At 64.8% G+C, this 19,463-nt stretch carries 23 protein-coding genes; 10 read left to right on the plus strand and 13 right to left on the minus strand.

The window, feature by feature from the left end; all coding sequences use genetic code 11:
- Nucleotides 1-9: 9 nt before the first annotated feature.
- Nucleotides 10-459, plus strand: coding sequence for a MarR family winged helix-turn-helix transcriptional regulator (locus H7F35_RS06820; RefSeq protein WP_187112173.1), 450 nt, complete (start codon nucleotides 10-12; stop codon nucleotides 457-459).
- A gap of 24 nt (nucleotides 460-483) precedes the next feature.
- Here H7F35_RS06820 and rtcA read toward each other — a convergent pair whose 3' ends face one another.
- The 7 genes from rtcA to H7F35_RS06855 form a co-directional block, all read right to left on the minus strand.
- Nucleotides 484-1,521 (minus strand): RNA 3'-terminal phosphate cyclase, encoded by a 1,038-nt coding sequence (gene rtcA, locus H7F35_RS06825; protein WP_187112174.1) that lies wholly within the window; start codon nucleotides 1,519-1,521, stop codon nucleotides 484-486.
- On the minus strand, nucleotides 1,518-2,372 hold the full coding sequence (locus tag H7F35_RS06830; protein ID WP_187112175.1) for a DNA polymerase beta superfamily protein: 855 nt from the start codon (nucleotides 2,370-2,372) through the stop codon (nucleotides 1,518-1,520). The genes rtcA and H7F35_RS06830 overlap by 4 nt, the downstream gene beginning before the upstream one ends.
- Nucleotides 2,373-2,395: 23 nt before the next feature.
- A complete protein-coding gene (locus H7F35_RS06835) occupies nucleotides 2,396-3,349 on the minus strand; it encodes a ribonuclease Z (RefSeq protein ID WP_261803548.1) in 954 nt (317 codons plus the stop codon).
- A gap of 11 nt (nucleotides 3,350-3,360) precedes the next feature.
- The gene (locus H7F35_RS06840) at nucleotides 3,361-3,999 is read right to left on the minus strand and encodes a zinc-ribbon domain containing protein (RefSeq protein ID WP_187112177.1); all 639 of its coding nucleotides are present in this window, start codon (nucleotides 3,997-3,999) and stop codon (nucleotides 3,361-3,363) included.
- A gap of 100 nt (nucleotides 4,000-4,099) precedes the next feature.
- A complete protein-coding gene (locus H7F35_RS06845; RefSeq protein ID WP_187112178.1) occupies nucleotides 4,100-5,320 on the minus strand; it encodes an RtcB family protein in 1,221 nt (406 codons plus the stop codon).
- Nucleotides 5,321-5,355: 35 nt separating this feature from the next.
- Nucleotides 5,356-5,856 (minus strand): hypothetical protein, encoded by a 501-nt coding sequence (locus H7F35_RS06850; protein WP_187112179.1) that lies wholly within the window; start codon nucleotides 5,854-5,856, stop codon nucleotides 5,356-5,358.
- Nucleotides 5,857-5,923: 67 nt separating this feature from the next.
- A complete protein-coding gene (locus H7F35_RS06855) occupies nucleotides 5,924-7,075 on the minus strand; it encodes a slipin family protein (protein WP_187114177.1) in 1,152 nt (383 codons plus the stop codon).
- A 700-nt stretch (nucleotides 7,076-7,775) separates the two neighbouring features.
- On the opposite strand from H7F35_RS06855, the gene rtcR reads away from it, so the two are divergent.
- The 7 genes from rtcR (at nucleotide 7,776) to H7F35_RS06890 (ending at nucleotide 13,198) form a co-directional block, all read left to right on the plus strand.
- Entirely contained in the window at nucleotides 7,776-9,383 is a 1,608-nt protein-coding gene (rtcR, locus tag H7F35_RS06860) for an RNA repair transcriptional activator RtcR (protein WP_187112180.1), read from the plus strand.
- A 16-nt stretch (nucleotides 9,384-9,399) separates the two neighbouring features.
- Nucleotides 9,400-9,927, plus strand: coding sequence for a 2'-5' RNA ligase family protein (locus tag H7F35_RS06865; RefSeq protein WP_187112181.1), 528 nt, complete (start codon nucleotides 9,400-9,402; stop codon nucleotides 9,925-9,927).
- Nucleotides 9,928-9,930: 3 nt separating this feature from the next.
- A complete protein-coding gene (locus tag H7F35_RS06870) occupies nucleotides 9,931-10,260 on the plus strand; it encodes a low molecular weight protein tyrosine phosphatase family protein (protein WP_187112182.1) in 330 nt (109 codons plus the stop codon).
- 6 nt (nucleotides 10,261-10,266) lie between these two features.
- Nucleotides 10,267-10,836, plus strand: coding sequence for an exonuclease (locus H7F35_RS06875; RefSeq protein ID WP_187112183.1), 570 nt, complete (start codon nucleotides 10,267-10,269; stop codon nucleotides 10,834-10,836).
- Nucleotides 10,833-11,696 (plus strand): alpha/beta hydrolase, encoded by an 864-nt coding sequence (locus H7F35_RS06880; protein WP_187112184.1) that lies wholly within the window; start codon nucleotides 10,833-10,835, stop codon nucleotides 11,694-11,696. Before H7F35_RS06875 ends, H7F35_RS06880 begins: the two co-directional genes overlap by 4 nt.
- A 5-nt stretch (nucleotides 11,697-11,701) precedes the next feature.
- Nucleotides 11,702-12,655 (plus strand): ornithine cyclodeaminase family protein, encoded by a 954-nt coding sequence (locus H7F35_RS06885; RefSeq protein WP_187112185.1) that lies wholly within the window; start codon nucleotides 11,702-11,704, stop codon nucleotides 12,653-12,655.
- A gap of 270 nt (nucleotides 12,656-12,925) precedes the next feature.
- Nucleotides 12,926-13,198, plus strand: a complete 273-nt coding sequence (locus H7F35_RS06890; RefSeq protein WP_187112186.1) for a hypothetical protein — start codon at nucleotides 12,926-12,928, stop codon at nucleotides 13,196-13,198.
- 41 nt (nucleotides 13,199-13,239) lie between these two features.
- On the opposite strand, the gene H7F35_RS06895 is transcribed toward H7F35_RS06890, so the two are convergent.
- The 4 genes from H7F35_RS06895 to H7F35_RS06910 all read right to left on the minus strand — a co-directional run bounded on the left by H7F35_RS06895 (nucleotide 13,240) and on the right by H7F35_RS06910 (nucleotide 15,841).
- Nucleotides 13,240-13,968, minus strand: coding sequence for a class I SAM-dependent methyltransferase (locus H7F35_RS06895; protein WP_187112187.1), 729 nt, complete (start codon nucleotides 13,966-13,968; stop codon nucleotides 13,240-13,242).
- Between the two features lie 119 nt (nucleotides 13,969-14,087).
- Nucleotides 14,088-14,513, minus strand: a complete 426-nt coding sequence (locus H7F35_RS06900; protein ID WP_187112188.1) for a hypothetical protein — start codon at nucleotides 14,511-14,513, stop codon at nucleotides 14,088-14,090.
- Nucleotides 14,514-14,730: 217 nt separating this feature from the next.
- On the minus strand, nucleotides 14,731-15,186 hold the full coding sequence (locus H7F35_RS06905; protein ID WP_187112189.1) for a GNAT family N-acetyltransferase: 456 nt from the start codon (nucleotides 15,184-15,186) through the stop codon (nucleotides 14,731-14,733).
- A 13-nt stretch (nucleotides 15,187-15,199) separates the two neighbouring features.
- A complete protein-coding gene (locus tag H7F35_RS06910) occupies nucleotides 15,200-15,841 on the minus strand; it encodes a hypothetical protein (protein ID WP_187112190.1) in 642 nt (213 codons plus the stop codon).
- Between the two features lie 157 nt (nucleotides 15,842-15,998).
- Between H7F35_RS06910 and H7F35_RS06915 the strand changes: the two genes are divergently transcribed.
- Together H7F35_RS06915 and H7F35_RS06920 are read left to right on the plus strand one after the other, a co-directional pair.
- Nucleotides 15,999-16,577 carry a DJ-1/PfpI family protein gene (locus H7F35_RS06915; protein ID WP_187112191.1) on the plus strand — a complete coding sequence of 193 codons (579 nt, stop codon included), beginning with the start codon at nucleotides 15,999-16,001 and terminating at the stop codon, nucleotides 16,575-16,577.
- 88 nt (nucleotides 16,578-16,665) lie between these two features.
- The gene (locus H7F35_RS06920; RefSeq protein ID WP_187112192.1) at nucleotides 16,666-17,088 is read left to right on the plus strand and encodes a ribbon-helix-helix domain-containing protein; all 423 of its coding nucleotides are present in this window, start codon (nucleotides 16,666-16,668) and stop codon (nucleotides 17,086-17,088) included.
- Nucleotides 17,089-17,136: 48 nt separating this feature from the next.
- Here H7F35_RS06920 and H7F35_RS06925 read toward each other — a convergent pair whose 3' ends face one another.
- Both H7F35_RS06925 and pcaF read right to left on the minus strand, forming a co-directional pair.
- Nucleotides 17,137-18,135: a Bug family tripartite tricarboxylate transporter substrate binding protein gene (locus tag H7F35_RS06925; protein ID WP_187112193.1), complete on the minus strand. Its 999-nt coding sequence runs from the start codon at nucleotides 18,133-18,135 to the stop codon at nucleotides 17,137-17,139.
- Between the two features lie 120 nt (nucleotides 18,136-18,255).
- Nucleotides 18,256-19,461 (minus strand): 3-oxoadipyl-CoA thiolase, encoded by a 1,206-nt coding sequence (gene pcaF / locus H7F35_RS06930; RefSeq protein ID WP_187112194.1) that lies wholly within the window; start codon nucleotides 19,459-19,461, stop codon nucleotides 18,256-18,258.
- Nucleotides 19,462-19,463 lie beyond the last annotated feature (2 nt).

Genomic DNA, 19,463 nt, shown 5'->3' on the forward strand with positions numbered 1-19,463 from the left:
CATGTCTAGATGAAAACCCTGCACCAAGATCACGACCTTGAGAAGGCCATTCCCTTCCTTCTGGCACGCGCCGGCGCGCGCATGGGCAACGCCTTTGCGAAGGCGCTCAAGCCCTACGGACTCGCTTTGAGTGAATGGCGTGTGTGCGCGTCGCTGCAGCACACGCCGCGCCAGACCCTGTCGGAACTGGCAACGCATGCCTCCACCGACCTGTCGGCGCTGTCGCGCATCGTCGACCGGCTGGCAATGCATGAACTGGTGGCGCGCGAGAAATGCGACACCGACAAACGCGCGGTGCGCATCGCATTGACCGAGCGCGGCATGACGCTGACCTGCGAGCTGATTCCGCTCGCGCAGCACTACGAAGCGGTGGCCACTTCGGACTTCAGCGCGGCCGAAGTCAAGACGCTGCGCGCGATGCTGCTGCGCCTGTACGCCAACGCGACACCGCTCGCATGAACGAGCGAGCGGCTTTCAGTCGATTCAGGCCGCAGCGACCTGCACCGTCGAAGCCTGTCGGCTTTCGGTGATCGTGAAACGCACCGGCAGGAATCGCTCGATCACCGCGCAGTTGGTACGCGTGTGCTCCGTCACCTCGCTGCAGGTGAAGGTGCCGGCCTTCTTGCCTTGCCACGCCGCAAGCGCCAGCAGCAGGGCCAGTTGGTCGGCCAGATGCGGGCCGATAGCCGCCTCGCTCTTCTGGAACTCGCGCAACTCTTTCACGAGGCCGTGTGCCACCTGCTCGGCGCTGAGCGACTTCTCGCCGAAAGCCGTGAAGACCTCGGTGACATGCTCGTACGCCAGTGTGGCGAGCAACGCATTGCCGGGGCCTTCGTTCTGGCGCACCGCGCCGTAGCGAAGCTGCTCGCCCGACCACCCCATCGCAGCCCCGAGCGTTTCGAGTTCGCGCGTCGGCACATGACGCGGCAGGCCCGGTGCCAGGCATTCCGCGTAACCCGATTGCAGCGCGCCGCGCGTCATCAGCTCGAAGGACTGCAGCGCACCCGGCGCGGGCACGATGGTCGCTTCGACCTCGCCACCTCCAGCCGGATAGAAGCCGCAGCGGCGCAGCATCAGTTGCAGATCTGCGCCCAGTCGACGCACCAAGGGTGCGAAGGCCCGCTCCAGGAAATGGAAAGGCGGTGCCATCGGGTTGTGTGTGCCGCCGCTCAGGTGCACACGGCTCTGCGCGCCAGCCAGCAGCAACGGCGGCAGCACCGTTTGCAGCACCAGCATGCAGCTGCCCGCGCTGGCAATTGCAAAGCGGTAGTCGCCTGCGCGCACCGGGCCTGGTGTGAAGCGCAGCGACTGCGAGCCCAGCTCGGCGCCTTCGACCTGCGCACCGCTGATTTCTGCAGCCGCGTTCACACACGCAAGGTGCTGGCGCATCAGACCCGGCTTGGCGCGGCCCGCGCGAATCTTCTCGATGGCCAGGGGCCGGCCCGTGACCACCGACAGCGCGAGACTGGTGCGCAGGATCTGGCCACCGCCTTCGCCTTGGGAGCCGTCGAGTTCGATCATTCATGGCCTCCTTCGTGGGCGCGAGATGCTGCCGCCTCGAAGCGCAACACCGTCTCGCAAAGAAAGGCATCGAGCCCCGTGTCCTTGGCCTGCGGCGGCGGCGTGATCGGCTCGGCCGCGTTGGCCGCCAGTTCGGTCTCGATGAATGCATGGATGCCCGGCCAGCGCGGGCTGGTCGCGGCTTCGCCGGCGCGCATCTTCACTTCGAGCAGCGCGTTGATTTCGTCGATGAGCGCGGCATCGTGCACGGCATCGAGCGTGCGCTGCGCCAGTTCGGCGAAGCGCATCGGCGGCACGCCAGGTTGCGTGCGGATCCAGCGCGCGGCCAGCAGCGGACGCAGCACGTAGAGGTACTTCTTGTAGCGCACCTCGTCGGCCTGCAGGTGCTCGCGGAAGTTCTTCTTTGCCATCGAGGTGTAGTGATGCCACGCGCGCGCGTTGGAGAACACCGCCTCCGACAGCGCACGAAAACGCGGCATGGCCAGCGCGTCGTCGCGGTACACGATGGGCGAGCGCAGCCATTCGAGCAGCGTCGGGTTCGACTCGCGCATCAGGCCCAGCGCCTTGCGCAGGTCCCAGCCGTTGATGTCCAGGTCGCCGCTGATCGGCACCTCGATCACGTCGCGGTGCGGCATCACCGTGAGATACCACGGCAGGCGACTCACGTAGATGAAGCGCACATCGTAGTCGCTGTCGGGCGAGGCAAAACCCCAGCCACGGCTGCCGGATTCGCAGGCGAACAGCACGGTCACGTCGTGCCTCGCTTCGATGGCGCGCAGGTTCTCCATGATCTCCGCGCGCATGGCGGGATCGATCGGATGGGCGGAGCGCAGGAATTCTTGGGTGCTCATGAAAATTTCTTCTTCTTGATCGGTCAGGCGCGGGTGACGGTCACCTTGCCGGCGCTGTCGAGTTCGAACACGTCCAGGTCGTTGGCCAGGAATGCATTGCCTCGGTAGGGGGCCTGGGTCTCTGTCATCAGTTCCCGCATGCCCTCTTCGTTCTGATGTCGTGCGCTGAAATGCGTCAGCACAAGGTTGGGTACTTCCACGGATTGCGCAAACTCGGCCAGCAAGCGCGCCGAGCTGTGCATCGGGCCAGGGCCGACCTTGTCGAGCACTTCCTGCGTGTACGTGGCTTCGTGCACCAGCAGTTGAGCGCCTTCGCAGGCAGCACGCAGCAGCGCGGGCTCGGCGTTGTCGCCACCAATCACCGCGCTGGCCGTGTCGATCTGCGTCTCCGTGAAATCGGCACTGCGCAGCACCGCGCCGTTGAAAGGCACGTCCTCGCCGGTCTGCAGCGCACGCCATGCCGGGCCGGGCGGAAAACCGAGCGCACGCAGCGCATCGGCCTTCAGCCGGACGCGCCGGGTTTGCACCTGCACACGGTAGGCGTGGCTGGGTACGCGATGGCGCAACACGTGGCGCTCGATGCGCAGGCCGGGTGCTTCGTACACCAGTGGTTGCGCTTCGACATCCACATGCTCGACCTCGTAGGGCAGGTGCAGGTCGGTCAACTGGCGCGTGGCCTGGAACCATTCCCACACCGGCAACGGCGCGATCAGCTTCAACGGCTTCATGCGCTTGCCCATGCCCGCGCTCGCGAGCAAACCCGGCAAGCCATAGCAATGGTCACCGTGCACATGCGTGATGCAAACGGCGGCCATGTCGTGCATCGACAGCGGCGTTTGCAGCAGACGGTGCTGCGTGCCTTCGCCGCAGTCGATCAGGAACCAGTCGGCGCCGAGCACCGTCTGCACGGCGAGGCCGGAGACGTTGCGGTTGCGCGTGGGAGTGCCTGAAGAGGTTCCCAGAAAAGTCAGTTTCATCATCACTTCGATCACTCCCTGCGTATCAACGCACACATCGCGGCATCGGCGGCGACGCGCTCCCAGCTCCAGTATCGACGCCCGCCCTCCGGTCGCGCCGCGATCATCGCCTTGAGTTTCTCGATCCGATCGGCATCGCCCCAGCGGACCATCGTCTGGATCGCGACAACGCGCAAGCTCCACCATTTGCTTTGCAGCGCTGCGTCGACTTCGGCCAGAGCCTTCTCGGTGGGCTTCGTTTCACCCAGCGCCCGAAGACGATTCGTTTGCTCCCCCAGCAGATTCGCACCGGGCCCGGCCGAACGAACCCGTTCACGGCGGGCACGACGGCATGCCAGGCAGCGCACGGCTCTGCTCTCAATATGGCCGTGTACCGTTTCGTACCACCACTTCTGCTGCTTCGCGGTCCACACCTCCTGGGCGCCGCAATCGCAGCACACAAAGGGCTGCGCGGCATAGAAGGTGGGCAGAGGCCCATAGGTGTTGTTGTACCGCAGGAGCACCGACCGATCGGCGGGCTCATCGTCCGATGCATACGCCCCGACCCGTGGCAACCGGACATCCGGCTTGAACGAGTGCGTGGCCGGCACCGCCGCACGTTGGCGGCGGCGTGCCTTGATCTCGACACGGCGTTGCTTGTTGCTTTTCATTTCTCCGAACCTCCGTCATGCAACGCTACGGAGGCGGCCCCATCGGCCTGGCCCTTCTATAGCGTCGCTGCCTTCGGATGACCGCCGGGAGCCGTCATCGTCAACCCTTCACACACACCACCTGCTTGAGCGTGTAAACCACCTCCACCAGGTCCTCCTGCGCCGCCATCACCGCGTCGATGTCCTTGTAGGCCATCGGAATCTCGTCGATCACATCGGCGTCTTTTCGGCATTCCACGCCTTCGGTCGCGGCGATCTGGTCGGCGACGGTGAAGAGCTTCTTCGCCTTGGTACGGCTCATCTTTCGACCGGCGCCGTGGCTGCAGCTCATGAAGCTCTCGGGGTTGCCCTTTCCGCGCACGATGTAGCTCTTGGCACCCATGCTGCCGGGGATGATCCCCAGCTCGCCGGCCTTGGCGCTCACCGCGCCCTTGCGGGTCACGAGCACGTCTTCGCCGAAGTGCATTTCGCGGCTCACGTAGTTGTGGTGGCAGTTCACCGCTTCCACATGCGCCTCGAAGGGCTTGGTGATGACCTTGCGCGCGGCCGCGACCACGCGCTGCATCATCACTTCGCGGTTGGCACGCGCGAACTTCTGGGCCCAACCCACCGCACGCACGTAGTCACCGAAGTACTTGGCGCCTTCCTCGAAGTACGCCAGGTCCTGATCGGGCAGGTTGCGCTGGTGCAGCTCGGCATCTTTCTTCGCGAGTTCGATGAAGTGCGTACCGATGGCATTGCCCACGCCACGCGAACCCGAGTGCAGCATGAACCACACGGCGCCCGCTTCGTCGAGGCACACCTCGATGAAGTGATTCCCGGTTCCCAGCGTTCCCAGGTGCTTGTGGTTGTTCGTGTTCTTGATGCGCGGGTAGTCCTCGCAGATTGCATCGAACTCATCCACCAGTTGGGCCCAGGCCGCATCGGTTTCGTCGGGCGGCGTTTCCCACGAGCCCTTGTCGCGGCCCATGCGCTTGGGGTTCGATCCGTGCGGCACGGCCTTCTCGATCGCGGAACGCAGCGGGCCCAGGTTATCGGGCAGGTCGCGTGCGTTGAGCGTGGTCTTGCACGCCATCATTCCGCAACCGATGTCCACGCCCACCGCGGCGGGAATGATGGCCTTGAAGGTCGGGATCACCGAGCCCACGGTCGCGCCGATGCCGTAGTGCACGTCGGGCATGGCCGCGATGTGCTTGAACACGATGGGCAGGCGGGCTGCATTCTCGAGCTGCTTTTGCGCTTCGTCTTCGACGGGCACGCCATTGGTCCACATCTTCACGAGGACGCCGTTGGCTACTTCATGTACTTTGTAGTTCGTCATTTCTTTTTCCTTCTCTCTCTCTGTTCAATCTTTGCCTACTTGCAAGAGGCCCAGGGCCACTTCTTGAATGCCGCGATGAGTCCTTCGTATGTGCGCAGCGGGAAATCGTGCTCCACCCAGAGTTCGCGGTACTTCGCGAGCCCCAAGTCCACATAGATGCGCTCCAGGATCGCGTGGATGTTGCGCACCAGGTCCACGCGCTGAATGGTTCCGTGGTCCAGCACCTCGTAGTCGTCCATGGCGGTGATGCCCCAGCTTGCCCAATCGCGATAGCGGCGCAGCTCGAAAGCCAGGTCTTCCTTATCGCCCGTCACCACAAGGTGAACTTCTCCGGGTTCGTCCATGAAGACTGCCGCGGCGTGCTGTGCACCCTTTACCAGGTCGAGCCCCATGCGGGCGAGGTCGCCCAGCGAATCGTGCAGGTATGACACCGCGAAGTCCATGGGACCGGCATCGGCACGAAAGCTCAACGTGGCCCAGCCGGTGCCGCTCAGCACATAGCCGATCCGTTCATGGGTGCGTTCTTCTTCCAACATTTTCTTCTTTCTTTGGAGTGACAACGACGATGCACGCGCATCGGGTCGTTGTCTCTTCTTTCATCACTCAAGGCGCGTTCGGCCGCAGCGTCACCAGCCCGTTGAGCACCTGGTCCAGACCGCCGATCACCGAGATCTTGTCGATCCGTTCCGCCACGCGCTCCAGCGTCTCGAGTTCCTTCATGCGCAATGCGATGGGGCTTCCCTCCATCACCTTGGCGGTGTTCAGCAGCGAGCGCGTGGCCGCGGTTTCCTCGCGGCGGCGGATCACGTTGGCCTGGGCCGACTTCTCGGCCTCCACCACCTGGGCAAGGATGGTCTTCATCTCGCCGGGCAAGATGATGTCCTTCACGCCCACGCTTTCCAGCGCTATGCCCGAACCCTGCAGCCGCTCACGCACCTGCGCCAGCACGGTCTGGTCGATGGCCGCCTTGTTCTCCAGCAGCGCATCGAGCGTCTGCTCGCCCACCGCGGCACGCAGACCGAACTGCAGTTCGCGGTACACATGCTCGGCCGGCTTCGGCATTTGTGCCATCGCCTGCCGCACGTCGACGAAGCGCCACACGGCGGACAGGTTCAGCCGCAGCCCCACCTTGTCGCGGGTCAGGATTTCCTGTCCGCTCACTTCGGCGATCTGCGAACGCAGGTCCACGCAAGTCACCGCCACCTGACGGTTGAAGCGCCAGAAACCGTGGTTGCCCGGAGGCAGCAGTTCCTGCATCTGGCCCTGGAGCGTCAGCACGCCGGCATGGAACTCGGGCACCTGCACCAGCAGCACGCCGTCGAGCCCCTGCACCGCACGCGGACGCAGGGCCACGCTCTGCAACTTCGCCAGCAACTCGGCCGGCAGACGCGCATCGGCCGCCACATCGATCACTTCGACGCGCTGCTCGCGCAGTCCACGCCAGTACAGTTTGCGCGTGGCAGGCGGCAGGATCTGCACCAGCACGCCGTCTTCGTGGCGCAGGCCGGCCTGGGTTTCGCCCAACGACACCTGCACGAACTCGCGCTCGACCAGTTCAGGTTCATGCGCCAGGAAGTAGTCGGCCAACTCGTGCTCGAACACCGGTTCGGCAAGCGAGAAGCGCTCCAGCTTGATGGTGTCGAAGCCCGAGAACACCCGGTGCTTTCCGGGGCCGAGCAGTTGCTCGAAGTCGTCATTGCGCAGCAGCAGCGCGCGTTCGTTCTTCTTGATCGTGATTTGATTGAAACCCAGCATTTTCTTGACTTCCACTCGTTGTGCGGTTCGGTTGTTCGACTCGTTCGTTCATTCAATCCAGGCCCTCGAAGGGCAGGCGGCGGGCACTGCGGTGGGCCAGGGCTGTCGTGCAGCGGTCGCGCGGTTCGGTGGATGCCTGGCGTTGCCACCTGGGCAACGCCGTCACTTCCCTCGCCGTCGATGACTGCACGCAGTTCCTTGCCGCACACACGGTGCGCAAGCCGCCTGCGCTTGGCACGGTGTCGCGCGCCGCAGGGCCTCTTTGCCCTGCGCCACACGCTCCGGTGTGCCGGGGCGGGGAGCTTTCGCTCCATCAGATGGCGGTGCAAGCACCGCCGGGGTTTTTCGCGGGAATCGAACCCGCAACGCCATGTGGTTAGCACGGTGCTCAACCATGAGCAAAACTGAATCAAGTTCAGTCGCCAGCCAGTTCAACCGCGGCATACCGCAAACCCAAGACAGGATCTGGTCTGCGGCACCGGCCCGCTTTCATGCGGGACCTGCGAGCGGATGAACTGCATCCGGACGGAATATCTATTGCAGCAGGCGTGCCAGCTCGTGCAATTTGCTTCCGAAATGCGTTTTCCGCAGCGCAAGTCATTGATGTGGTTGAGAAATTTCCTTTCTCCCCCGTGAGGCTCCGACTCTTCGATCTGCTAGTATTTCCAATATATTTAGAAATATAGCTAGTCTTTTATCCATGAAACCTATCGTCGTCATCGGCTTCCTCGGCACCCAGCTCGATGCCGGCCAGGGCGCGGGCCGCTGGAACAAGTGGCGGCCCACCGTCTCGCTGGCCCAGCACGAAGACATGGTCGTCTCGCGCATGGAGCTGCTCTACACGCTGCGGCACAAGGCGCTGGCCGAGCTGGTCAAGGCCGACATCGTTTCTGTCTCGCCCGAGACCACCGTCAACCTGGTGCCCGTCGACCTTGCCGACCCGTGGGACTTCGGTGAGGTCTACACGCGCCTGTACGACTGGGCCCGCGCCTACACCTTCGACACCGAGCGCGAGCAGTACTGGACGCACATCACCACCGGCACGCACGTCGCGCAGATCTGCATGTTCCTGTTGTCCGAATCGCGCGTGGTGCCCGGTGTGCTGGCGCAGACCTCGCCGCCCAAGCGGCAGCGCGAAGGCGAAGCCGGCAAGTGCACGCTGATCGACCTGGACCTGTCGCGCTACGACGTGATCGCGCGGCGTTTCGATGCGGAGCAGCGCGACGCGGTCGCCTTCCTCAAGAGCGGCATTGCCACGCGCAACGCGCGCTTCAACGCCCTGATCGACGAGATCGAACGCGTGGCCGTGCGATCGCGCGCGCCCATCCTGCTGATCGGGCCAACCGGTGCGGGCAAGTCGTTCCTGGCGCGGCGCATGTTCGAGCTGAAGCAGGCGCGCCACCAGATGACCGGACCGTTCGTCGAAGTGAACTGCGCCACGCTGCGCGGCGACGGGGCCGCGTCTACGCTGTTCGGCCACAAGAAGGGTTCCTTCACCGGCGCGGCGAGCGACCGCCCCGGGCTGCTGCGCACAGCGCACCAGGGCGCGCTGTTCCTCGATGAAATCGGCGAGCTGGGCCTCGACGAACAAGCGATGCTGCTGAAAGCCATCGAAGAAAAGCGCTTCTTTCCCGTGGGCGCGGACAAGGAAGTGGCGAGCGATTTCCAGCTCATCGCTGGCACCAATCGCGATCTGCGCAGCGACGTGGCGCAGGGTCGCTTTCGCGAAGACCTGTTCGCGCGCATCAACCTGTGGACCTACGACCTGCCCGGCCTTGCGCAGCGACCCGAAGACATCGAGCCCAACATCGACCACCTGCTGGCCATTCACGCGGCCGAGAACCACCGCGTGGTGCGCTTCAATGCCGAGGCGCGCGCGGCCTACCTGCGCTTTGCGCAAAGCGGCGAAGCGGTGTGGAGCGGCAACTTCCGCGACCTCTCGGCGAGCGTGACGCGGCTGGCCACGCTGGCGGACGGTGGACGCATTCCGGTGGCGCTGGTCGAGGCGGAAATTGCGCGGCTGCGGTGGCTGTGGAAGCACGCGGGTCCAGTCGCAGCGGCGAGCGATGGCGACATCGATCTGGACACGCTGCTCGGCGATGAACGCGCGGCCGCGCTCGACCTGTTCGACAGGCTGCAACTCGAAGCGGTGGCGCGCGTGTGCCGGCAATCGCGCAGCCTCTCCGATGCGGGGCGCAAACTCTTCCAGGCCTCGCGCGAGCAACGCAGCGTGGTGAACGATGCAGACCGCCTGCGCAAGTACCTGGCAAAGCACGGCATCGAATGGAGTCGCATCGCCAGCGCCTGAGCTATCCTCCGCGCCGATGGCCATCTCCGCATTCGCAGTCAAGGTCCCGGCAGCCGAATCGCTTGTGGGCGAGCTGCGCCGCCGGTATGACGCCACCGTGGCACTCGGCGTGCCGGCGCACATCACCGTGCTTGTTCCGTTCATGGACCCGGCGCTGATCACGCCAGATGTGCTGGCGCGCGCACAGCGCGCACTGGACCACACAGCTTCGTTCTCGTTTTCATTGAACAAGGTCGGTCGCTTTCCGGAAACGGCTTACCTTGCGCCAGAGCCGGCCGGGCCCTTCGTCGCGATGACATTGGCGCTGGCAGATGCCTTCCCCGGCTTCCCGCCGTACGAAGGTGCGTTCGCAGGCGTGATCCCGCATTTGTCCGTGGCGCATGGCCATGCGCTCGATGCGGATGCGGCGGCCATCGAATTGCAGGCACGACTTCTTGCGTCGGGCCCTGTGCATGCGACGTGCACAGAGGTCACGCTGATCGAAAACTCATCCGGCCGCTGGCAAGACCTGCATGTCTTCCAACTGCCCCAAGCCGACACCTGACCCATGCGCAACGTTCTCTTCATCTGCAGCCGCAACCAGTGGCGCAGCCCCACCGCCGAACAACTCTGGCGCCGGCATCCGCTGGTCTCGGCGCGCTCGGCCGGCACCAGTCCGAATGCACGGCACAGGGTGTCCTTCGACGACATCGAATGGGCCGACGTGATCCTCGTGATGGAAGAAAAGCACAAGTCGCGGCTGGTGGCCGAATTCACGCGCATGCTGGAAGGCAAGCCGATCCACGTGCTCGACATTCCGGACGAATACAAATACATGGACCCGGAGCTGATCGAAGAACTTGAACGCTCGGTCGGGTCCATCCTTGAAATTGACTGACAACACATGACAGAAACCTACATCAGCACCGACGTCGAATCCGACGGCCCCATCCCCGGCCCGCATTCGATGCTCAGCTTCGGCTCGGCCGCCTACACGGCGGACAAGCAACTCATCTCCACCTTCAGCGCCAACCTGCACACCCTGCCCGGTGCCGAAGCCGACCCCAAGACCGCCGCCTGGTGGAAGACGCAACCCGAGGCCTGGGCCGCGTGTCGCTCGGACCTGCAGGACCCGGCGCATGCCATGAAGAGCTACGTGAGCTGGCTCAAGGGACTGCCCGGCCGGCCGGTGTTCGTGGCCTACCCCGCGGGCTTCGACTTCATGTTCGTCTACTGGTATCTCATCCGCTTCGCGGGTGAAAGCCCGTTCAGCCATTCGGCGCTCGACATGAAGTCGTTCGCAATGGCGATGCTGAAAATCGGCTACCGCGACAGCACCAAGCGCGCGATGCCGCGGCGCTGGTTCGACAAGCTGCCTCACACGCACGTGGCGCTGGACGACGCCATCGAACAAGGCGCGCTCTTTTGCAACATGCTCGCGGAGAACCGCGCTGCGAAAGACCAGCAGCCATGACCACAGGCCACACAGTCCACCGTTGGTGCAGGCGCGCGCTGTGTACCGTGCCGCTCTTGCTGGCCGGCTGTGTGCAGTCGATGTTCTATTACCCCGACAGCGTGCGCTACGAAACGCCCGACGTGCTGGGCCTTCGCTACGAACCGGTGCAATTCACCAGCGCCGACGGCACACGCCTGAGCGGCTGGTTTCTTCCCGCCACGGACCGCAAGAACCCGAAGGAGGCCAAGGGCACGGTGGTTCACTTCCACGGCAACGCGCAGAACATGAGCACGCACTGGCGCTTCGTGGCCTGGCTGCCGAAGCAGGACTACAACGTCTTCGTGTTCGACTACCGCGGCTATGGCGAATCCGAAGGCAAGCCGGAGCCCAAGGGCGTGTTCGAGGATTCCAACGCCGCGTTGAACCACGTGCGCTCGCGCGGCGATGTCGACCCCGAGCGGCTGTTCGTCTTCGGGCAGAGCCTGGGCGGCACCAACGCCATTGCGGTCGTGGGCTCGGGCAACCGTGCGGGCGTGAAGGCCGTGGCCATCGAGTCGACCTTCTATTCGTACTCGGCGATTGCCAACGACAAGCTGTCGGGCGCCGGCTTGCTGGTCGGCGACACCTATGCGGCGTCGAAGTTCGTCGCCGCCATCTCGCCCATTCCGCTGCTGCTGATCCACGGCACGGCAGACAAGGTGATTCCGCCCACGCATTCGCAGCGCCTGCTGGCCGATGCGCGCGAGCCCAAGCGTCTGATCGAAGTACCGGGCGCAGGCCACCTCGAGCCGATGACGGCGCAGAGGTTCGGCCACACCTACCGGCAGGCACTGACGGACTTCTTTGAAGCCTCGATGCGCCCTGCCCCGCAACAATGACGGCAATGAAGCACTTCGACGAAGCCACCACGCGCGCGCCACTGAATTTCGACCGGCTCGTGCCCGCGCTGCGCGAAGCCTTCGCGGCCGAGGCACAGGTGCCGCCGCGCCATGTGCACAGCATCGAGACGGGGGGCACCGACCCAAGCGGCAAGGGCACGGTGCTCATCATGCCGGCGTGGAGCGACGCGGGCTTTCTCGGCATCAAGACCATCAACATCTTTCCCGGCAACAGTGCGCGCGGCCTGCCCGGCCTGCATGCGACCTACGTGCTGTACGACGCGCGCACCGGCGTGCCGCTGGCGATGATGGACGGCAACGAGATCACCGCGCGCCGCACCGCCGCCGCTTCGGCGCTCGGCGCGTCGTTTCTTGCACGCAAGGATGCGCGCCGCCTGCTGGTGCTGGGCACCGGCCGCATCGCGCGCATGCTGCCGGCCGCGCATGCGAGCGTGCGCCCCATCGACGAGCTGTGGGTGTGGAACCACCGCATCGAAGGCGCCGAGGCACTGGCCGCGCAATGGCGCGCCGAAGGCTGGAATGCACAGGCCGCCGCCGACCTCGAAACCGCCGTGCGCGACCACGCCGACATCGTGAGTTGCGCCACGCTGGCCACCGCGCCATTGGTGCGCGGCGAATGGCTCGCACCGGGCTCGCACCTTGACCTGATCGGCAGCTTCACGCCCGCGATGCGCGAGGCCGATGTTCAGTGCTTTGCGGGGGCACGCACTTATGTCGACACGAACGAGGCGTTGCAAAAATCGGGCGACCTGCTCGATGCGATAGCAGCCGGCACGCTGCACGCGCAAGACGTTCAGGGCACGCTGGCCGAGCTGTGCCGCGGCGAGCGCGCGGGTCGCGCGAGCGATGAAGAACGCACCGTGTTCAAGGCGGTTGGAAGCGCGCTCGAAGACCTGACGGCCGCCACGCTGGTGTGGAAAAACGCGGCTCCAACCTGAGCATGGCCGGCGCCGCTCGCGCGCCTCTTGAGGGTTAGTCCCAATCGTTGTTTCACCTAGGCAACCCGATTTACAGGTCATGCACAGGGGAAACTCGACGCATGGCGCCCGCCACCGAAAAGCGGCCCTGGTTTGTTCATGGCACGGAACTTGAAAGCCACGAACCAGGAACCGACTTCCGGCGAGAGGCGCATACGTCATACGGCGGATAGCGCTGCTCCCCAGACTGCCAGTAACCTGCAAACGCGATGAATACCGAGGGCCAGCCGCATGCTCACCATCCTTCAAAAAGCCAGCATCCTCAGCAAAGTGGGATTCGACGTACCGGCCCGTCCGGACGACGATCTCTCGACCAATGCCGTCACCGGCTCGTCCGTGAAACCCGAGGGCATTTCGCAGAAGGCGCATGACTGGGCCAAGGCCATCGAAACCCTGTACGTGGCCTACGTCGCGACCCGTGCCGCCAAGAGCCTGCGAGACGCCGAGGAAGTACGGCAAACCGCGATGCTGCAGCGGCTTTCGTCCCAGGCCTACGCCGCCTGAAACCTTCTTTGCTGTGGCCGCCCTGCGGCGGCGAGTGAGCGCTACCGGCTGGCGCTCACCAGCAGCATCATCGGCCGCTCGCGCTCTTCAGCCAGCGACGGCACCGCCGCCACCTGCGCGTCGGTCGGCCCCCACTCCTGTACGTGATCGATATGAAAGCCCACGCGCGCCAACGTGTTCAGCAAGGTGCCCATCGTGCGGTGCTGCTTGACGACGCCTTCGGCCAGCCAGTTCGTGGTGCGCGGCCCTTCCATCTGATAGCTGTCGACCGGCCATGACTTGCGCCCCTGGGCATCGGTATGCCAGCCCGGCGTGCGGGGCGCCATGAAGATCGGATGCTCGATCGAGAACACCAGCCGGCTTGCGGGCACCAACGCGGCGTGCACCGTGCCCAGCATCGTGCCCAGGTCTTCAATGTAGTGAAAGGCGAGCGAGCTGTAGGCAAAGTCGAAAGACTGCGGCGGCAACGCCAGTTCGTCGAGGTTCGCGCGCTCATAGGCGATGGCGCTGTCCGCGCCGAAGGCCTCGGCCTTTTCGAGCATGCGCTGCGACACATCGAGCCCGAGCACCGATGCCGCACCCTGCGTGCGCGCCCACCGGCAGAACCAGCCGAGGCCGCAGCCCAGGTCCACCACCCGCAAGCCCTGCAGGCGTGGCACCAGCGCACGCAGCGCGGGCCACTCCGGTGCACCGTCGAGGCCATGCACCGAGCGCGGCAATTGCTGGTAACCCTCGAAGAAGGCGGGCGTGTCGTAGATGTTCTGGGCCATGGGGGGAGTCCTTGCTGTGCGGCGACTCCATTATTTCCCTGGCTCGGGCGACGGCATGCACGCGGGCGAGGCTGGCCAAACGCCGCCCCTCCCGCTCCCGGGTTCTGTTCCGGGTTGGCTTACTTGGCCTGAGCGGCCGTCAGCGCCGGGTTCTGCATCGTCGAGATCACGCGGCTGTTGACGCGCGAGCCGCCGGTCACGTTCTGGTCGGGCGCAGCGGCGGTGGCCACGGCTTCCTGGTAGACCTGTGCCGGGTCGCGGCTGGACGTGAACGGGTCGGCACCACGCGAGCCGCGCGTCACGTTCTGGTTGGCGGCATGCGCTGTGTCCACGGCCTGCTTGTAGACGGCTTCGGGGTCGGCCGTGGAAGTGAACGGATCGGCACCACGCGAGCCGCGGGTGACGTTCTGATTGGGTGCGTGGGCTGCGGCAACGGCTTCGGCCTGGACGGCTTCGCGCGTGCGGCCGACAGATTGCTGGGCTTGGGCGGAAGCCACGGCCAGAACGGCGAATGCGGCAGCGAGGGCGAGCTTGGAGGTCTTCATGTTTGTGTCTTTGAGGTTGTCTGGATGGAGTTGCCCGGAGATACGGGAAAACCCTGAGAGAGACTAGTGACCTCAAAAGGCAGTTCTGTGACGGCCCTGCGCGCTGACAGGGTTGCCGAGGGACGGGGCTGCCCTGCGCCGTTGCTTCTGGTAGGGGAGACGAAGCAGTCAACGCCCAACGCGATGCTTGCGAGGACTTTCGAGAAGATCGACGCCCCTAGCCCTGCGGCAGGAAGTGATAGACGTAGTACTCCTTGTCGCGCTTCCACCCTTGGGCCTCGTAGGTTGCTTGCGCCGATGTGTTCTGGATGTCCGTGCTGAGCGTCACACGAACAGCGCCGAGCGAGCGCGCAAATTCTGTTGCCGCATGAAGAAGCTTTGAGCCTGCGCCTGCTCTTCTGTGGCTCTGAACCACGAACAGGTCATTCAGAATGAAAGTGCGAGCCAGAGACGCCGACGAAAAGCTCGGGTAGAGCTGAGTGAAGCCGATGGGAGCAACACCATCCAGCGCCAGGAACAGTGCGGACTCTCCGTGGTTGAAACGCTCGCGGAGAAAATCGCGTGCCGCCGCGAGGTCCGATGCCTTCCCGTAGAACTGACGATAGCCGTCGAACAAAGGCGCCAGGGCTTCCAGGTCACTGAGCACGGCTTGGCGAACAACGATTTGGTTCATGGTTGGAGAAAGGTCAATGCCTGTTGGCTTGGTTGTTCGGAGGCTGCAGCCTATCAAGAGCCCGTTGCCCCGCTTGCGCCACCTGCACGTGAGGATGCGCCGCGCACATCCGTGCAATCGGCGCCAGCGCCTGTGTCGGCCGCCGCCCGACCTCGACAGCCACCGCTTCTCCAAGAAAGAAGTCTTCATCCCTCGCCAGCCGCTCCAGCAGCGCAAGGTCGAGCAGATCGAGTGAAGGAATCAACGCTGTCACTACATCAGTGAGCGTTCCGCCGTCCAGCAAATCATTCATCAGCGCACTCAGAGCGCGTTGATCGCGGGCAACCGGTGAACCGTCAGGATGAAGGTCGCGCAGTTCCTCCCCTTGCTCGGCAGCATTTCGCGCAGCCTTCAGAAAACTGTCCAGCGAATTGAAGACCACGCGGCTCTCGCCGTCATGCGCCAGATAAAACACGCATCCATCCAGCGGCGCCTTCCCCAGCAGCAGGTGATGGTCGCTGGTATCGGGGTCGTCCAGCACAAAGCCTTGCAGCGTGTCGACGATCGGATGTCCGCTCAAGTCCTCGGACCACTTGGTCGCCTCCTCCCTTGGCAACAACCCAAGCTCCGCAAAAAGAGGATCGTCGATTTCGTCGAAGTACTCGTCCAGGGTCATGGCATTGGCGATCCGGTTGGGAAAGAAAGGGGCTCGTTGCAAGTCACAGCCGGCTGCTACCCGCTGCGTACCTGCGCTTCGAATAATACGAAGACGGTCGGCGCATGCACACGCGCACGAACCGGCTTCCAACTTCATCCTGAAGGAGACAAACGAAATGGCTCGCAAGATTCTGATGCTCTGTGGCGACTATGGCGAAGACTACGAAACCATGGTGCCCTTTCAAACCCTGCTCGCCGTGGGCCACACGGTGCATGCGGTGGCTCCCGACAAGAAAGCCGGGGACTGGGTGCACACCGCCATCCACGACTTCGAAGGCGCACAGACCTACAGCGAGAAGCCGGGCCACCGCTTCACGCTGAACGCCAACTTCGACGATGTGCGGCCCGAGGCTTACGACGCGCTGGTCATCCCCGGCGGACGTGCACCCGAATATCTGCGCATGCACAGCCGCGTGGTCGAAATCGCACGTCACTTTCTCGCGGCCGACAAGCCGGTGGCGTCTGTCTGCCATGGCGCGCAACTTCTTGCGGCTACCGGGCTGCTGAAGGGCCGCAAGGTTTCTGCCTACCCGGCCTGCCAGGTCGAAGTGGAACTGGCGGGCGCCGAGTACATGGGCATTCCGGTCGATCAGGCCGTGACCGATCGCAACCTCGTCACTGCGCCAGCATGGCCTGCGCATCCGGCATGGCTCGCGCAGTTCCTGGTCGTGCTGGGCACGCGCATCGAACACTGACCGGGCCGCTGACAGACAGACACCCACGGCTCGACGGGCGGCGCTACAGTGCGTGCGTCGCCCACCTCACCCCGAAAGGAGGCCGCTCATGTGCGAAGTCTTCATCAGTGCCGATCCGCAGAGCTACGACGCGCGCACGCGCTCGGTGCGGCTGCACGGCGTCGTCACCAGCATCCGCCTGGAGAACCTGTTCTGGCAGGTGCTGGAGGAAATCGCGCAGCGCGACGGCATGGTCGTGGTGCAACTCATCGAGCGGCTCTACGACGAACTGGTCGCGGCGCGCGGTGAGGTCGGCAACTTCGCGTCGTTCCTGCGGGTGTGCGCCTTGCGCTATGAGGCGATGGTGGCGCAGGGGCGGATACCGGCCGACACGTCGGTGGCGATCCGCTCGCTGGATGCGAAGGCGGTGCTGCATGAACTTCCCCAAGGCTGGGGAAGATCGCAGCAACAGTTGCCGTCCGCCAAGACCAGCATCCGTCCATTTCGCATCGCGACGCAGCGGCAGGCGTAAGGCTCGATTCGGCTCGGGCGCCTCGCGCCCTGCCGCAGCCGATCGCAATCAGTCCAACGAAACGTTCGCCTTGCGAATCACATCCGTGAACCGCTGCGTCTCGCTCGCCGCGAACTGGTCGAACTGCGGCCGCGTGGTCGGGAACGGCTCGTAGCCGAAGCTCTTGAACTTCTCCAGCACATCGGGTTCGGCCAGGCCCTTTTCGATGTCGCGCTTGATCTTCTCGGTGACCGATGCGGGCAGGCCCTTCGGCACGGCGATGGCGTTCCAGCCGATCACCTCGAAGCCCTTGGGACCACCCGATTCGCTGACGGTCGGCACGTCGGGGAATGCGGCCACGCGATGCGGTGCCGCGGCTGCCAGAAAGCGCAGCTTGTTCGCGCGCTGCAGCGGGCCAGCGGTGGCGCTGGTGCCCAGCGCAAAGGCCAGTTCGCCGGTTGCCACCGAGGTGTAGAGCTGCGTGGTTTCCTTGTAGACGATGTGTTCCATCTGCGTGCCGGTGGCCGACTCGAAAAGCTCCGAGCCCAGGTGCACCGGGTTGCCGACGGACCATGAGCCGTAGTCGAGCTTGCCGGGGTTGGCCTTGGCGTCGGCGATCAGGTCGCCGATGGTCTTGTACTTGCTGTTGGTGGCAACGGTGAAGAAGAAGTAGGTCTTGAAGAGCGGCAGCAGCGCATCGAAGTCCTTGCTGGAGTCGTAGGGCAGCTTCTTGAACAGCGCGGGGTACGCGGCCAGGTGCACGTTGTCGAGCACGATGATGTCGTGCCCATCCTTGGCGCCGCGCTTGAAGGCGTCGATGGCGATGAAGCCGTTGCCACCGGGGCGGTTCTCGACCACCACGGGCTGACCCCAGGCGCGCGAGAGCTTGTCGGCCACAAGGCGGGCCACGCCATCAGGGCCACCGCCCACCGGGAACGGCGTGATGATGCGCACCGGCTTGGTGGGAAAGGCTTGTTGTGCCGATGCGGTCGCCGGCACCAGCGCAGCAGCGGCAAGCGCCAGCGCGGCCAGGCCCACGCTGCGGCGCGTTGTTTTCGTGTTCTTCATTCTCTGATCCTCTTCTTTCAATCCTCTTGGTTAAAAAAAAGCCATCGGGCCGCTGTGCGCGCGGCTTCCGATGGCTTGTTTGCTGGCTTCTTCTTGTCGTTGTGTATTCGTGCGGCGGTGTCAGACGCGTTCGAGAATCACGGCAATGCCCTGCCCCACGCCGATGCACATGGTGCACAGCGCATAGCGGCCGCCGCCCTTGTGGAGCTGGTTGACGGCGGTGGTGGCAAGGCGGGCGCCGCTGGCGCCGAGCGGGTGACCCAGCGCGATGGCGCCGCCGTTGATGTTGACGCGTGCGTCATCGTCCTTCAGGCCGAGCAGGCGCAGCACGGCGAGGCCTTGCGCCGCGAAGGCTTCGTTGAGTTCGATGACGTCGATCTGGTCGATGGTGAGGCCGGTGAGCGCCAGCACCTTCTGCGTGGCGGGCGCGGGGCCGATGCCCATGATGCGCGGCGCAACGCCGGCGGTGGCCATGCCAACCACGCGGGCGCGCGGCGTGAGGCCGTGCTTGGCGGCGCTGGCTTCGTCGGCCAGCAGCAGCGCGCAGGCACCGTCGTTCACGCCGCTGGCATTGCCGGCCGTCACGGTGCCGTCGGGGCGCACAACGCCCTTGAGCTTGGCGAGCGATTCAATGCTGGTTTCGCGCGGATGCTCGTCCTTGTTGACGATGATCGCGTCGCCCTTTTTCTGCGGCACGCTCACGGGCACGATCTCCGCGTCGAAGAAGCCGGACTTCTGCGAAGCCACGGCGCGCAGTTGCGAGTTCAGCGCCATCAGGTCTTGCGCTTCGCGGCCGATCTTGTAGTCGGTGGCCACGTTCTCTGCCGTCTCGGGCATGGAGTCGACGCCGTACTGTGCCTTCATGAGCTTGTTGACGAAGCGCCAGCCGATGGTGGTGTCGTACACGGCGTTGTTGCGGCTGAAGGCGCTCTCGGCCTTGGGCATAACGAAGGGAGCGCGGCTCATGCTTTCGACGCCGCCGGCAATCATCAGGCAGGCTTCACCGGCGCGAATGGCGCGGGCTGCGGAGCCGACGGCATCGAGGCCCGAGCCGCACAGGCGATTGATGGTGGCGCCGCCGAGTTCAATCGGCAGGCCCGCGAGCAGCGCCGACATGCGCGCGACGTTGCGGTTGTCTTCGCCGGCCTGGTTGGCGCAGCCGTAGAGCACGTCGCCCACGGCCTGCCAGTCGACGTTCTTGTTGCGTTCCATCAGCGCGCGCAGCGGCACTGCACCCAGGTCATCGGTGCGCACGCTGCTGAGCGAGCCGCCGTAGCGGCCGAAGGGGGTGCGAACGGCGTCGCAGATGAAGGCGTGATTGGTCATGG

The sequence above is a fragment of the Variovorax sp. PAMC26660 genome (assembly GCF_014302995.1).
In the GTDB taxonomy this organism is placed as follows: Bacteria; Pseudomonadota; Gammaproteobacteria; order Burkholderiales; family Burkholderiaceae_C; genus Variovorax.

Coding starts and splice junctions, on each gene's coding strand:
- H7F35_RS06895 (WP_187112187.1), bottom strand. CDS start 13,968: ATGGCCCAGAACATCTACGACACGCCCGCCTTCTTCGAGGGTTACCAG.
- H7F35_RS06910 (WP_187112190.1), bottom strand. CDS start 15,841: ATGACCCTGGACGAGTACTTCGACGAAATCGACGATCCTCTTTTTGCG.
- H7F35_RS06820 (WP_187112173.1), top strand. CDS start 10: ATGAAAACCCTGCACCAAGATCACGACCTTGAGAAGGCCATTCCCTTC.
- pcaF (WP_187112194.1), bottom strand. CDS start 19,461: ATGACCAATCACGCCTTCATCTGCGACGCCGTTCGCACCCCCTTCGGC.
- H7F35_RS06840 (WP_187112177.1), bottom strand. CDS start 3,999: ATGAAAAGCAACAAGCAACGCCGTGTCGAGATCAAGGCACGCCGCCGC.
- H7F35_RS06850 (WP_187112179.1), bottom strand. CDS start 5,856: ATGTTGGAAGAAGAACGCACCCATGAACGGATCGGCTATGTGCTGAGC.
- H7F35_RS06855 (WP_187114177.1), bottom strand. CDS start 7,075: ATGCTGGGTTTCAATCAAATCACGATCAAGAAGAACGAACGCGCGCTG.
- H7F35_RS06870 (WP_187112182.1), top strand. CDS start 9,931: ATGCGCAACGTTCTCTTCATCTGCAGCCGCAACCAGTGGCGCAGCCCC.
- H7F35_RS06880 (WP_187112184.1), top strand. CDS start 10,833: ATGACCACAGGCCACACAGTCCACCGTTGGTGCAGGCGCGCGCTGTGT.
- H7F35_RS06915 (WP_187112191.1), top strand. CDS start 15,999: ATGGCTCGCAAGATTCTGATGCTCTGTGGCGACTATGGCGAAGACTAC.
- H7F35_RS06920 (WP_187112192.1), top strand. CDS start 16,666: ATGTGCGAAGTCTTCATCAGTGCCGATCCGCAGAGCTACGACGCGCGC.
- H7F35_RS06835 (WP_261803548.1), bottom strand. CDS start 3,349: ATGAAACTGACTTTTCTGGGAACCTCTTCAGGCACTCCCACGCGCAAC.
- H7F35_RS06830 (WP_187112175.1), bottom strand. CDS start 2,372: ATGAGCACCCAAGAATTCCTGCGCTCCGCCCATCCGATCGATCCCGCC.
- H7F35_RS06905 (WP_187112189.1), bottom strand. CDS start 15,186: ATGAACCAAATCGTTGTTCGCCAAGCCGTGCTCAGTGACCTGGAAGCC.
- rtcR (WP_187112180.1), top strand. CDS start 7,776: ATGAAACCTATCGTCGTCATCGGCTTCCTCGGCACCCAGCTCGATGCC.
- H7F35_RS06865 (WP_187112181.1), top strand. CDS start 9,400: ATGGCCATCTCCGCATTCGCAGTCAAGGTCCCGGCAGCCGAATCGCTT.
- H7F35_RS06925 (WP_187112193.1), bottom strand. CDS start 18,135: ATGAAGAACACGAAAACAACGCGCCGCAGCGTGGGCCTGGCCGCGCTG.
- H7F35_RS06845 (WP_187112178.1), bottom strand. CDS start 5,320: ATGACGAACTACAAAGTACATGAAGTAGCCAACGGCGTCCTCGTGAAG.
- H7F35_RS06900 (WP_187112188.1), bottom strand. CDS start 14,513: ATGAAGACCTCCAAGCTCGCCCTCGCTGCCGCATTCGCCGTTCTGGCC.
- rtcA (WP_187112174.1), bottom strand. CDS start 1,521: ATGATCGAACTCGACGGCTCCCAAGGCGAAGGCGGTGGCCAGATCCTG.
- H7F35_RS06875 (WP_187112183.1), top strand. CDS start 10,267: ATGACAGAAACCTACATCAGCACCGACGTCGAATCCGACGGCCCCATC.
- H7F35_RS06890 (WP_187112186.1), top strand. CDS start 12,926: ATGCTCACCATCCTTCAAAAAGCCAGCATCCTCAGCAAAGTGGGATTC.
- H7F35_RS06885 (WP_187112185.1), top strand. CDS start 11,702: ATGAAGCACTTCGACGAAGCCACCACGCGCGCGCCACTGAATTTCGAC.